This is a genomic window from Kitasatospora sp. NPDC056181, from assembly GCF_042266225.1.
Classification (GTDB): Bacteria; Actinomycetota; Actinomycetes; order Streptomycetales; family Streptomycetaceae; genus Kitasatospora.
This window is the reverse complement of record NZ_JBHJUK010000014.1, coordinates 57,919-70,258: the sequence shown is the minus strand read 5'-3', so window position 1 is coordinate 70,258 and position 12,340 is coordinate 57,919. Positions and strand designations below refer to the sequence as shown.

12 protein-coding genes are annotated in these 12,340 nt (G+C 74.3%); 10 read left to right on the top strand and 2 right to left on the bottom strand.

Features of this window, described 5'->3' with window-relative positions; genetic code table 11:
• Positions 1-270 precede the first annotated feature (270 nt).
• The 6 genes from def to paaE all read left to right on the top strand — a co-directional run bounded on the left by def (position 271) and on the right by paaE (position 6,039).
• Positions 271-969 carry a peptide deformylase gene (gene def / locus ACFC1F_RS08745; RefSeq protein ID WP_376156654.1) on the top strand — a complete coding sequence of 233 codons (699 nt, stop codon included), beginning with the start codon at positions 271-273 and terminating at the stop codon, positions 967-969.
• 996 nt (positions 970-1,965) lie between these two features.
• Positions 1,966-3,006 carry a 1,2-phenylacetyl-CoA epoxidase subunit PaaA gene (gene paaA / locus ACFC1F_RS08740; RefSeq protein ID WP_209409407.1) on the top strand — a complete coding sequence of 347 codons (1,041 nt, stop codon included), beginning with the start codon at positions 1,966-1,968 and terminating at the stop codon, positions 3,004-3,006.
• Positions 3,003-3,296 (top strand): 1,2-phenylacetyl-CoA epoxidase subunit PaaB, encoded by a 294-nt coding sequence (gene paaB / locus ACFC1F_RS08735; RefSeq protein WP_030234269.1) that lies wholly within the window; start codon positions 3,003-3,005, stop codon positions 3,294-3,296. The genes paaA and paaB overlap by 4 nt, the downstream gene beginning before the upstream one ends.
• Positions 3,297-3,313: 17 nt before the next feature.
• Positions 3,314-4,342, top strand: a complete 1,029-nt coding sequence (gene paaC / locus ACFC1F_RS08730) for a 1,2-phenylacetyl-CoA epoxidase subunit PaaC (protein WP_376156652.1) — start codon at positions 3,314-3,316, stop codon at positions 4,340-4,342.
• A complete protein-coding gene (paaD, locus tag ACFC1F_RS08725; RefSeq protein ID WP_376156650.1) occupies positions 4,336-4,896 on the top strand; it encodes a 1,2-phenylacetyl-CoA epoxidase subunit PaaD in 561 nt (186 codons plus the stop codon). Before paaC ends, paaD begins: the two co-directional genes overlap by 7 nt.
• Entirely contained in the window at positions 4,897-6,039 is a 1,143-nt protein-coding gene (paaE, locus tag ACFC1F_RS08720) for a 1,2-phenylacetyl-CoA epoxidase subunit PaaE (RefSeq protein WP_209409401.1), read from the top strand.
• Between the two features lie 129 nt (positions 6,040-6,168).
• On the opposite strand, the gene ACFC1F_RS08715 is transcribed toward paaE, so the two are convergent.
• Both ACFC1F_RS08715 and ACFC1F_RS08710 read right to left on the bottom strand, forming a co-directional pair.
• Positions 6,169-7,341: an NAD(P)-binding domain-containing protein gene (locus ACFC1F_RS08715; RefSeq protein WP_376156647.1), complete on the bottom strand. Its 1,173-nt coding sequence runs from the start codon at positions 7,339-7,341 to the stop codon at positions 6,169-6,171.
• 133 nt (positions 7,342-7,474) lie between these two features.
• Positions 7,475-7,846, bottom strand: coding sequence for a YbjQ family protein (locus tag ACFC1F_RS08710; RefSeq protein WP_148641848.1), 372 nt, complete (start codon positions 7,844-7,846; stop codon positions 7,475-7,477).
• Between the two features lie 296 nt (positions 7,847-8,142).
• Here ACFC1F_RS08710 and ACFC1F_RS08705 point away from each other — a divergent pair, with 296 nt between their 5' ends.
• From ACFC1F_RS08705 to ACFC1F_RS08690, 4 genes are all read left to right on the top strand, one after another.
• Entirely contained in the window at positions 8,143-9,078 is a 936-nt protein-coding gene (locus ACFC1F_RS08705) for a hypothetical protein (protein WP_376156645.1), read from the top strand.
• A gap of 188 nt (positions 9,079-9,266) precedes the next feature.
• On the top strand, positions 9,267-9,782 hold the full coding sequence (locus ACFC1F_RS08700) for a hypothetical protein (RefSeq protein WP_376156643.1): 516 nt from the start codon (positions 9,267-9,269) through the stop codon (positions 9,780-9,782).
• Positions 9,783-9,935: 153 nt separating this feature from the next.
• Positions 9,936-11,261, top strand: coding sequence for a peptide ligase PGM1-related protein (locus ACFC1F_RS08695; protein WP_376156642.1), 1,326 nt, complete (start codon positions 9,936-9,938; stop codon positions 11,259-11,261).
• Positions 11,258-12,253: a zinc-binding alcohol dehydrogenase family protein gene (locus tag ACFC1F_RS08690; RefSeq protein WP_376156640.1), complete on the top strand. Its 996-nt coding sequence runs from the start codon at positions 11,258-11,260 to the stop codon at positions 12,251-12,253. Before ACFC1F_RS08695 ends, ACFC1F_RS08690 begins: the two co-directional genes overlap by 4 nt.
• The last annotated feature ends 87 nt before the right edge of the window (positions 12,254-12,340 follow it).

The window sequence follows — 12,340 nt, the reverse complement described above, 5'->3', positions numbered from 1 at the left end:
CACCGCGGCCGGCGGTGGGGTTGGGGGTGCGGCCGCCGCCGCGGCCCCAGCCACAACCTCAGCCTCAGCCTCGATCGGGCCCACGGGCCCGGTCGGCAGGGTCTCGTCGGTGGTCACTTTGCAAAGATGCCTGTTTGCAAAGTGTCTGGCAAGCCGGGGACGCAGAAACACCCCAGGTCACGGTCATCGCCCCCGCCCACTATTTGCAAAGTGACACTTTGCAAAGTATGGATAGGCGTAACCAGAGGCCCAGCGGAGGGGAGTACGACCATGACCGAACGGACGTCCACGAAGACGCTTCGCGGGTCGGTGCGGGTGCAGGGGGAGTGGGTGGCCGCGTACCCGGAGGTGCCGCCGGAGGCGCTGCGCGGGGAGGTGCGGCGGATCACCGTGGTCGGGGAGGAGGTGCTGCACCGCCGGTGCCGGGCGGTCGCCGACGACGAGTTCGGCACACCGGAGCTGTCACGGCTGGTGGACGACATGTTCGCCACGATGTGGGTGGCCGAGGGGGCCGGCCTCGCCGCCAACCAGATCGACGTGGACCTCCAGGTCTTCGTCTGGGACTGCTTTGACGAGGACGGCGTCCGGCACGTCGGCCACATCCTCAACCCCGAGCTGGACGACCTGCCCTCCGACGCTCGCCGGCTCGCCGAGATGGACGAGGGCTGCCTCTCCGTGCCCGGCCCCTACCTGGAGCTGGCGCGTCCGGACTTCGCCGTCGTGCGCGGCCGCGACCTGGAGGGCCGCCCGCTGGTGGTGGAGGGCCGGGGCTACTTCGCCCGCTGCCTCCAGCACGAGACCGACCACCTCTACGGCGGCCTCTACATCGACCGGCTCTCGCACCGCGGCCGCCGCACCGCGCTGCGCCGGATGGAGGACCGCAAGGAGAAGGTGTTTGCCAAGCGCGCCGCCCGCGCGGAGGAGCTGGCCCGCCTGAGGCCGTCGGCCTGGGCGTCGCCCGGCGAATGATCAAGCGGATGCCCCGGGCGCGCAGGACCGGCAATGCGAGCGGGGGCCGCCCGGGTGGCGGGGGCGTCGAAGCGGGTTCGGTGCGTCATGCCGCGTCGTGGAGTCCGGCGCCCGGTGGCCTTGCGGCCCTTGTGCCGCCCGGGGCCGAATGTCGACGGCCGGCCTCGCCGTCGGCCGTGACGCGGGCCGGCCGGCTGGTTGGCCTTCCCCGCCGGTGGCCCTCCCCGTTCGTAGCGCACCCCTCCGGTGGCCCTCTCCGCTCGTAGCGCACCCCGCGGGTGCCCCCCGCCGGGTGCTGCCGGTCTCCCACGCCGGTCACTCCCGGTCGTCCGTCCGGCCCGGGTGTTCGACCAGGCGGAGCCCTGGGGGTCGGCTCCGGCGGACCGGCGGCCGATGGCGTCCTCCCGGTGCGGGGCCAGTTGAAGCAGCCACCGGAGGGAGCCGGTATCGGTGCACGAACCGGGAGCTCACCGGACCGCGGGCCTCGATGCGCCGGCTCGGGCGGAACCGTCCGGTCCGGTGGCGGACCTCCGTTCGCCCGTTCACGGCGGTGGACCGGTCGCCGATCCGCAGGATCCGCCGCCCGTCCACTTCTCGGACCTCCGCGACGCGAACGGACGGCCGAGTCGCCCTGTCCAGAGGACCGTCCAGAGGCCCCGGACCCGTCCGAACCCGCGCCTTTCGATCTGCCGCCCTCCCCTCGGGACGGGCCTGCCCCAATGGGCCGCGCCCGTCCCAGGCCGGCCCGGTCCGGGCGGGAAGGGAAGATCATTTGCCGGGCGGCCCCGGGGTTCACCGGGCCAGGAGTTCCGAGCGCGTCGCGGACGGCGGCCTGATTCCCTTGTCAGGCCGCCGCCTCACCACGCACAATGGAACCGACCGAACGGTCAGTCGGTAGCGTGGGCGGTGGCGGACCAGCCGCTTCCCGGCCCGCGCCGCACGACAGCAGGCGGCACGCGGCAGCGAGCGCGCCGCAGGACGTGAGAGGGGACCGTGGTGACAACAGAGGTGGCCGAGCCGGTCCCCGCGCAGGTGCAGGAGGAGCGGTTCGAGGCGGTCGTCGCCGCCGAGCAGCGGATCGAGCCCCGGGACTGGATGCCCGACGCCTACCGGGCCACCCTGATCCGCCAGATCGCCCAGCACGCCCACTCCGAGATCATCGGCATGCAGCCCGAGGGCAACTGGCTCACCAGGGCCCCGTCGCTGCGCCGCAAGGCGATCCTGCTCGCCAAGGCCCAGGACGAGGCGGGCCACGGCCTCTACCTCTACGCCGCCGCCGAGACCCTCGGCGTGGACCGCGCGGAGCTGACCGAGAAACTGATCTCCGGGCGGCAGAAGTACTCCTCGATCTTCAACTACCCGACCCTCACCTTCGCCGACGTCGGCGTGATCGGCTGGCTGGTCGACGGCGCCGCGATCTGCAACCAGGTGCCGCTCTGCCGGTGCAGCTACGGCCCGTACGCCCGCGCCATGGTCCGGATCTGCAAGGAGGAGTCGTTCCACCAGCGTCAGGGCTACGAGTTGCTGATGACGCTGATGCGCGGCACCGAGGCCCAGCGCCGGATGGTCCAGGACGCGGTGGACCGCTGGTGGTGGCCGTCGCTGATGATGTTCGGCCCCTCGGACGGCGACTCGCCGAACACCGCCCGCTCGATGGCGTGGCGGATCAAGCGGCACACCAACGACGAGTTGAGGCAGCGCTTCGTCGACATGACCGTCCCGCAGGCCGAGCACCTGGGCGTCTCCCTCCCCGACCCCGAGCTGCGGTGGAACGAGGACCGCGGCGGCTGGGACTTCGGGGAGCCGGACTGGTCCGAGCTGACCCGCGTCATCCACGGCCAGGGCCCGTGCAACGCCCAGCGGATCGATCGCCGCCGCGCCGCCCACGAGGACGGCGCCTGGGTCCGCGAGGCCGCCACCGCCTACGCGCGGAAGCGCCGCGCCGAGGCCCAGTCCGACACCGGAGCCCAGCCCGGCACCGAATCCCGGCCCGGCACCGAGGCCCGGCACCACGCGGAACAGGAGAACGGAAAGTGACCGAGTCCAAGGCCGGCTGGCCGCTGTACGAGGTGTTCGTGCGCCCCCGGCGCGGGCTGAACCACGTCCACGTCGGCTCGCTGCACGCGTCCGACGACCGGATGGCGCTGCTCGCAGCCCGCGACCTCTACACCCGGCGCAACGAGGGCGTGAGCCTCTGGGTGGTCCGCTCCGACGCGATCACCGCCTCCACCCCGGACGAGCGGGACCCGTTCTTCGAGCCGAGCGGCGACAAGGTCTACCGCCACCCGACCTTCTACGACATCCCCGAGGATGTCCCGCACATCTGACGGGGAGCACCAGAACCATGACCGACGACACCGTGACCGGCGAAACCGCGGCCGACGACACCGTGACCGGCCGCCACGACAGCCATGAGAGCGACGTCGACCACGGCGCGCACGTCGACCAGGGCGCGCACGTCGACCACGGCGCCCACGTCAGCCACGACGCCCACAACGACGACCACCTCTACCTGAGCCTCTCCGAGGCGTCCCCCGGGCCCGAGGGCGAGGGCCGCTGGGCCTACGGGACGGGCTTCGCGGACCCGCTGCTCGGCGTGGACACGGCCGTCCCGGCCGGGCTGGACGGCGCCGACCTCGCCGCCTACTGCCTGATGCTCGGCGACGACGCGCTCGTCCTGGCCCAGCGGTTGATCGAGTGGTGCACCCGGGCGCCGGAGCTGGAGGAGGAGGTCGCCCTCGCCAACCTGGGCCTCGACCTGCTCGGCCAGGCCCGCCAGCTGCTCACCCGGGCCGGCCAGGCGGACGGCTCCGGCCGGACCGAGGACGACCTGGCGTACTGGCGCGAGGAGCACGACTTCCGGAACGTCCGCCTGGTCGAGACGGCGAACGGGGACTTCGCGTACTCCGTCGCCCGGCTGCTGCTCTTCTCGACCGCGCGCGGCGCCCTGTACGAGGCGCTGGCCGGGCACCGCGACCCGGTGCTCGCGGCGGTCGCCGCGCGGGGCGTCAAGGAGCTGGCCTACCACCGTGAGTACGCCACCGCCTGGACGCTGCGGCTCGGCGACGGCACGCCGCACTCGGCGCAGCGGATGCAGGACGGGCTGGACGCGGTCTGGCCGCTGCTGGAGGAGCTGTTCACGGCCCACCCGGTGGAGCTGCGGGTCGGCGTGGACCCGGCGACGCTGCGCGAACCCGTGCTGCGGGAGCTGGCCGCCGTCCTCGCCGAGGCCGGGCTGACCGTGCCGCAGGCACCGGCGCTGGCCACGATCGGCGGCCGGGCCGGCCGGGACGGCGTGCACACCGAGGCGCTCGGCCCGCTGCTGGCCGAACTCCAGGTGGTGGCCCGCGCACACCCGGGGGCGACGTGGTGACCGTGCTGAGCGACGCCTGGGAGATCGCGGCCACCGTCCCCGACCCCGAGCTGCCCATGCTCACGCTGGCCGACCTCGGGGTGCTGGCGGAGGTCGAGGTGGGCGCGGCCGACGACGGGACGGGCACCGGGGCGGGCGGTGAGACGGGCGGTGCGGTCGGCCGCCGGACCGTGACCGCCTGGCTGACCCCGACCTACTCCGGTTGCCCGGCCGTCGCCGAGATGGCGGCCGACGTGGACCGGCGGCTGCGCGCGGCCGGCTACACGGACGTCCGGGTCCGGCTGCGGCTGGACCCGCCGTGGTCCACCGACCTGATCACCGCGGAGGGCCGCCGCAAGCTCGCCGAGGCCGGCATCGCCCCGCCCGGGCCCGCCGCCGGGCGCCGGACGTCCCCGGGTCTGCTGGCCCTCGGCCCGACCCGCCACCTCGTGGCCTGTCCGCTCTGCGGCGGCAGCGACACCGAGGAGCTGTCCCGTTTCGGCTCGACCGCCTGCAAGGCGCTGTGGCGCTGCCGCGACTGCCGCGAGCCCTTCGAACGCGTCAAGGAGATCTGAATGGCCGCCGGTCCCGCCAGCACGGCCCGCCCCGTGGAAACCCCCGCCGCTCCGGCCCCCGCGGCCCGTCCCGCCCGCCGTCCGGCCTTCCACCACCTGCGGATCGCCGCGGTCGAGCGACTCTGCGAGGACGCCGTCGCGGTGACCTTCGAGGTGCCCGACGGGCTCGCCGACCAGTTCGCGTTCCGGCCGGGACAGACGCTGACGGTGCGCCGGGTGGTGGACGGTGCCGACGAGCGCCGCTCGTACTCGATCTGCGCCCCCGTCGGCGGCCCGCTGCGGATCGCGGTCCGCGAGGTGCCCGGCGGGCTCTTCTCCCGTTGGCTGGTGCGCGAGGCCGCGCCGGGCGAGGAGGTCGAGGTGCTGACCCCGTCGGGCCTCTTCACTCCCGAGCTGGGCGAGCCCGCCGACCACGTGCTGCTGGCGGCCGGATCCGGCGTCACCCCGATGCTCTCCATCGCGGCGTCGGTGCTGGCCGCCGACCGCACGTCCACCGTCACCCTGCTCTACGGCAACCGGCGCAGCGACACCGTGATGTTCGCCGACGAGCTGGCCGACCTGAAGGACCGCTACCTCGGCCGGTTCCAGCTGGTGCACGTGCTCTCCCGGGAGACCAGGGACGCCGAGCTGCTCAGCGGCCGGCTCGACCCGGAGCGGGTCGGCGCGCTGCTGAAGGCGCTGGTGGACGTGGAGCGCGTCGGCCACTGGTGGCTCTGCGGCCCGTTCGGGATGGTCGCCGGGGCGAAGGAGCTGCTGGCCGGGCTGGGCGTGCCGGGCGAGCGGGTGCACCAGGAGCTGTTCCACGCCGAGGACGAGCCGGTCGCCGAGCGCGCCGAGGAGTCCGCGGACGGGCCGGCGGACGGTGCGTACAGCGAGGTCACGGTCGTTCTCGACGGGCGTGGCAGCACGCTCTCCCTCCCGCGCGACCGCTCCGTCCTCGACGGCGCGCAGCGCTCCCGCCCGGACCTGCCGTTCGCCTGCAAGGGCGGAGTCTGCGGCACATGCCGCGCCCTGGTCACCGAGGGCGAGGTGGAGATGCGCCGCAACTTCGCGCTGGAGGAGAAGGAGCTCGCCGCCGGCTACGTGCTGACCTGCCAGGCCCGCCCGCTCACCGACCGGGTGACGGTCGACTACGACCGCTGAGCGGGCACGGCCCCACGACCAGCTGAGCGGCCACGGCCACCACCGGTTGTGCGGGCACGGCCAGGACCGGCTGTGCCCGCACAGGCCACGACCGCCGAGCGGGTGCGGCCAGGACCGTCGAGGGCGCGGCTACGACTGCTGTGCCGGCACGTCGGCGCCCTGCGCCGGTTCGCCGAGCAGTGCGACGAGGGCGTTCACGGCGGCCCGGCCCGCCCGGTTGGCGCCGATGGTGCTGGCCGACGGGCCGTAGCCGACCAGGTGGACGCGGGGGTCGGCGGTGGCGGCGGTGCCCGTGAGGGCGATGCCGCCACCGGGGGAGCGCAGGCCGAGCGGGGCCAGGTGGCCGACCTCGGGCCGGAAGCCGGTGGCCCAGACGATCGCGTCGACGGGCAACTCCTCGCTGCCGGGCCCCTCGCCCCAGGCGACGCCGTGCTCGGTCAGGCGGTCGAACATCGGGCGGCGGTGCAGTGCGCCCAGCTCCTCGGCACGGCGGTAGGCGACGGACGGACCGAGCCCGGTCACGCTCACCACGCTGCGCACCGGCAGGCCCTGGCGGACCCGCTCCTCGACCTTGGCCACCACCTCGCGGCCGTACTCGGGGGTGAACGGGCCGTCGTGGTAGACCGGCGGGGTCCGGGTGACCCAGACCGTCTCGCCGACGGCCGCGACCTCCGACAGCACCTGGATCGCCGAGGCGCCGCCGCCGACCACCAGGACGCGGCGGCCGGCGAACTCCTCCGGCCCCCGGTACTCGGCGTAGTGCAGCTGCCGGCCCGCGAAGTGGCCGGGGTAGTGCGGCAGGAAGGGGCGGGTCCAGGTACCGGTCGCGTTGATCAGCGCCCGGGTGGACCAGGTGCCCGCGTCGGTCTCGACCAGCAGCCGGGAGCCGGGGCGGTCGGACTCGGAGCGGACCGCCCGGACGTGGACGGGGCGCACGACCGGGAGCGCGTGCTTCGCCTCGTACGCCGCGAAGTACCCCGGGACCACCTCGCGGGCGGGGGCGTCGGGGTCTGGCTCGGGCAGTTCGAAGTCGGGCAGGTCGTGGAAGCCGTGCACGGTGGCCATCCGCAGGGACGGTGAGCGGTGCGCCCAGGCGCCGCCCGGGGCGTCATCGGCGTCGAGCACGACGAAGCCGCCGTCGGCGTCCGCCCGGTGGGGGGCGAAGCCGCGGCGGCGCAGGTGGTAGGCGGCGGACAGGCCCGCCTGCCCGGCGCCCACCACCAGGACGTCGACCCGCCGGGTTCCGTCGGCCGGGGTTCCGGCGTCGGCCGCACCGTCGTTGGTTGCACCGTAAACAGTCACGCCGGTGAAACATCGGGCGGCCGAGGAGTTGTTCCCGCTGCCGCGAGGCGGCCCGGGCGGGCAGCCGGATCAGCAGACCGGATGATCAGGCCGGGTCACGTGGCCGGGTCGGGCGGCCGGGCCGGTGGCCGGGTCAGGTCGCCGGGGAGATCACGACGGCGGTGCCGTACGCGCAGACCTCTGTTCCGACGTCAGCAGCTTCCGTGACATCGAACCTGAACATGAGCACCGCGTTGCCGCCGCGCGCCTTGGTCTGCTCGACCAGCCGCTCCATCGCCTCGTTGCGGCTCTCCACCAGGGTCTTCGTCAGCCCGCGCAACTCGCCGCCGACCAGGGACTTGAGCGAGGCGCCGATCTGGCTGCCGATGTGCCGGCTGCGGACGGTCAGGCCGAAGACCTCGCCGATCACGTGGTCGACCCGGAAGCCGGGGATGTCGTTGGTGGTCACGACCAGTACCTGGGCGTCCGGGCGCTGCCCGCCGCCGAATTCGTCGATGTTCGCCATGGGCCCATCCTGCGGGCTGGACGGCGCCCGGGCCCAGAGGCGTGGCCGGGGCGGGCCGTCGAAGGCCCCAGGGGGTCGCAGGGAGCACAGGGGGCGCAGGGAGCGGAGCAGGCCGGAGGAGAAGGACGGAGGGAAGCGGAGGAGGGCGGAGGTGGGCGGAGGTGGATGGAGCGGCACCCGGAAGGAGACGGCGGAGGCGCGGAGAAACGGCCGGAGAACGCCGGGAAGGACGGGGTCGGACGGGGAAGCTCGGACAGACCGGTGATCGGGCGGCCGAAAAGCCGTACCGTAGCCCCATGGGCGAGCGAAGCGATCATCCACAGGGGCCGGGCGCGGCGGAGGACTCCGGCGCGCAGGAGATCGAGGCGACGGTGGTGCTGGGCCTGCGGATCACCGACTGGCCGGCGTTGCGTGCGGCCGCGATCGCGGCCGTGGAGGAGCTGGACTTCGCCGGAATCGATCCGGCCGGCCAGCGGCGCGAACTGCTGCGCGAGGTTGCCGAGGACGCCAACGCGGCTCTCGGCGCACTGCTCCACCCGGACCGGCTGGTGGCCGCGATCCCCGGCGTCGAGGCCATCGGCGGGACGCTGGAGATCAGCGTCACCGAGGACTTCGCGCCGGACTTCGCGGAGCTCTTCCCGCTGGACGGCGGCGGCGGCGACGAGGACGGCGGCGGGACCGGCGACTGGACCCTCACCCCGCGCACCGCCTGCCTCCTCCACGCCCAGTTGCTGGGTCTGGCCGACGCCGCCTATGACGACCTGGAGGAGCACGAGGACGAGCCGGTCACCGACGGCGAGGAGTCGGACTGGACCGTCTTCGGCCGGCTGCCGCAGCGCACCTGGCGCCTGCACCGGGGCTGGCGCCGGGCGATGGCCCGCTCCTTCGACGACCTGGCCGACGACCTCGCGCTCGGCGAGTGGCCGCTGCCGCGTTGCCTGGCCGAGGAGATCGCCCTGCGGATGGCACTGGTGGACGCCCGTGCACTGCTCGGCTCGCAGCCCGAATCGGTCGCCGACATGATGGGCGACCTGCCGGCCGACCTCTACGACTACGACTGGGACGGCTGTCACGACGAGCTGTTCGGCGTCTTCGGGCCGGACGACGGCGACCCGGAGCTGACCGCCGAGCAGCGCACCGAGCTGCTGCTCGCGGCGACCCACCCGGAGGGCTGGTTCCTGGTGTACGAGGACGCGGAGGAACGGGACCCGCAGCGCGGTTACCGGCGCTGAGGCAGGCTGAGGCCACGGGCTGAGTGCCGAGGCTCGCGGGTTCCGCTGCTTCCACCGCTACCGCTGCTTCCACCGCTACCGCCGCTTCCACCGCTTCCGCCGGCTCTGCGGCCGCCGCCGGTCGTACGGTCGTCGTCGATGTGGCACGGGTGCGGCACGGGGGTGTGGCGGGCGGTTAGGCTGCGGGCATGTCCGATATGTCAGGCAGTGGGGTGTTCAGCGGTGAGGTGCCCGGCGGGGGACCGGGGGCGGCCGACGATCCGGTGCTGGCCCGGGTCGCGCTGGGCCTCGACGGCGTCCAGGCCGCGCAGCGCGGGCGGACGGCGCAGGCCCGGGAGAGTTTCGAGCGGCTCTGGGAGGCGCTCGGCGAACGCGACGTGTTCCACCGCTGTGTCCTCGCCCACTACCTGGCCGACCTGCAGGACGACCCGCGCGCCGAATTGGAGTGGGACCGGCGGGCGCTGGCCGCCGCCGACTCGCTGACCGTCGAGCGGGCGCAGACCTACGAGTCCGCCCTCCAGGTCCGCGCCTTCTACCCGTCGCTGCACCTCAACCTGGCCTCCGACCACCTCAAGCTCGGTGAGCCCGACCAGGCGCGCGAGCAACTGGAGCGCGCCGTGGTGAGCCTGGACGCGCTGCCCGAGGACGAGTACAGCGCCGGCATCCGCGCGGCCGTCGACGAACTGCGGCAACGCCTGCGCTGAGGCCTGCGCCGAGCCTTGCCCCGACGCCTGCGCCGAGTCCTGCGCCGGGTGTTGTTCACCGTTTTTGTTCAATGACCGAGCCCCGGACCCGAACAACCCCGGTGCGCTACATCTGGAGCGCTGCACCGACCGGCGATGGGGAGAGTTCGGCAGATGACGACGCTGTGCATCGGAAACAACCGCACCGAGGAGATGGTCGGGGACCTCACCGGGATGACGCCGCTGGAGCGGCTCTTCGCCGGCTGCGGAGCCCAGCGGATGCTCTGGTTCGCCGAGGACGACGACGTCCTGGTGCTGCCCTGGGCGCCCGACCCGGCGTACCTCGCGTACGTCACCGGGCTGACCGGCACCCGGGCGGAGAGCCTGACGGTGGTCGTACCGCCGTCGGGGGCCGAGGGCGACGGTATCCTCACCCCGGACCGGCTGGCCGACCCGGGTTTCCGCGAGGAGCTGCGCCGTGCGCTCGACGGGCGGCCGGTGGGGAGGGTGCTGGCGATCTCGCCGAACGCGGCCGTGGCCGACCTCGCCGACGCGCTGGGCGCCGGACACGCCGTGCCGGGCCACGAGTTCGCCGCACAGGGCGGCAACGCGCTGGTCAACAGCAAGGCGGTGTTCCGGGCGCTGGCCGCCGGCGCGGGCGTGCCCGTCCCGCCGGGGACGGTCGCCACCTCGCCGCAGCAGGTGGAGGCGGCGGTCAACGGCCTGCTGGAGCAGGGCCACAGCGTGATGATGAAGGTCGAGTACCAGGCCGGGGGCTTCGGGAACGAGGTCCTCAGCCGGGACGAGCAGGTCACCCCGGCCGGTGCGCAGCGCGTGGTGCCGCTGGCGGACCGGGCGGCGGTCGCGGAGTACGTCGCCGGGCGCTGGGACTGGCTGACCGGCGGGCGCAACCAACGTGTCGTCGTGGAGCGGTACTTCGCGGACGCGGTACCGCTGTACGCGGAGTTCGCGATCGGCGCGCACGGATCGGTGCTCTCGGGCTGCGGGGAGATGGTGATGGACCCGGTGGTGGTGGGCGAGATCACCCCGCCGGTCACCCCGGACGCCGGGACCCTGGCCGAACTCGTCGACCGGGCGGCCCGGTTGTGCGAGTCGCTGCGGGTGCTCGGCTACCGCGGCACGCTGAGTGCGGACGCCCTGCTCACGCCCAAGGGCGAGCTGTACTTCACCGAGACCAACGGCCGGCTGACCGGTTCGACGCACCTGCACGACGCGTTGTTCGCCCGGCTGGTCGGTGCCGGGCACCGTACCGCCCGGGTGATCCTGGAGCTGGCCGGCCTCCACGTGCCGTCCTTCCCGGAGGCGGTCGCGGCGGTCGAGCGGGCCGGACTGGCCTTCGACCCGGTGACCCGCACCGGCGTGGTGTTCAGCGCCGACTTCGGCCCGGCCGACGGCTCGGTGATGTACTGCGTGATCGCCGAGGACGCGGCGGCGGCCAGGGTGGCGGAAGGCCGGCTGCTCGCACTCTTCGCGCGGTGACGGACACCGACGCCGTGGGGCCGCCGGGGATGAGGGCGGCGGTGATCCACCGCTACGGCGGGCCCGAGGAGTTCCGGACCGAGACCGTGCCCGAGCCGGCCGCCGGGCCGGGCCAGGTGCTGATCGACGTCACCCTGGCCGGCCTCAACTACGCGGACCTGCACTGCCGTGAGGGCGAGTACCAGCGCAACCCGTTGCCCGCCGTGCTCGGCGCGGATGTGGTCGGGCGGCGCCGCGGCGACGGCCGGCGGGTGGTCGCACTGCTCCGCTCCGGCGGCGGCTACGCCCAAGTGGCCTGCGCCGACGCGGCGTTCACGGTGGAGGTGCCGGACGCTGTCGGTGACGAGCAGGCCCTGGCGCTGCTGGAACAGGGCGCCACGGCCTACGGCGCGCTGACCCTCCTCGGACGGCTGCGGCCGGGCGACCGGGTGGCGGTGACGGCGGCGGCCGGCGGGGTCGGGCACCTGGTGGTGCAGCTGGCCCGGGAGTTGGGCGCCGGTCGGGTCGTGGGCCTGGCGTCGACGGAGGCCAAGCGGGAGTTCGTCCGGTCGCTCGGCGCGGACGCCGCGCTCGACCCGGCCGGCCCGGACCTGGCCGCCAGGCTCGACGAGTCGGGCGGTGTGGACCTCTTCGTGGACTCCGTCGGCGGTGAGGTGCTGCGGTCCGGGCTGGCGGCGCTGGCGCCGTTCGGGCGGCTGCTCTGCGTCGGGGCCCGCGGCGGACCGGAGGAGTCCTTCACGGTGGACGAGCTGGCCGGGGGTTCGGCCGGCGTGCTGGGGTTCTGGCTCCAGCACGTACTGGACGACCGGGTGCTGTTCACGGGCGTCGCCGGGCGGCTCTTCGGGCTGGCGCGCGAGGGGCGGCTGGCCGCGCGGATCGACCGGGTCGTCCCGCTCGACGGCGTCGCCGGCGCGCACCGGGCGTTGGGTGCGCGCGAGACGATGGGCAAGGTGCTGGTCGACGTACGGCGGGAGGCCCGGGAGGAGAATTGAGGGGAGATCCGAGGGGAGAACTGAGGGGAGACCCGAGGGGAGACCCGGGGAAGGACCTGACGGGAGACCTGAGGGAGGCCCGTGGGG

Bases quoted from the DNA above. Each gene is read 5' to 3' on its own strand.
- def (WP_376156654.1), top strand. From the start codon at position 271: ATGACCGAACGGACGTCCACGAAGACGCTTCGCGGGTCGGTGCGGGTG.
- paaC (WP_376156652.1), top strand. From the start codon at position 3,314: ATGACCGACGACACCGTGACCGGCGAAACCGCGGCCGACGACACCGTG.
- paaE (WP_209409401.1), top strand. From the start codon at position 4,897: ATGGCCGCCGGTCCCGCCAGCACGGCCCGCCCCGTGGAAACCCCCGCC.
- ACFC1F_RS08710 (WP_148641848.1), bottom strand. From the start codon at position 7,846: ATGGCGAACATCGACGAATTCGGCGGCGGGCAGCGCCCGGACGCCCAG.
- ACFC1F_RS08705 (WP_376156645.1), top strand. From the start codon at position 8,143: ATGGGCGAGCGAAGCGATCATCCACAGGGGCCGGGCGCGGCGGAGGAC.
- ACFC1F_RS08700 (WP_376156643.1), top strand. From the start codon at position 9,267: ATGTCCGATATGTCAGGCAGTGGGGTGTTCAGCGGTGAGGTGCCCGGC.
- ACFC1F_RS08695 (WP_376156642.1), top strand. From the start codon at position 9,936: ATGACGACGCTGTGCATCGGAAACAACCGCACCGAGGAGATGGTCGGG.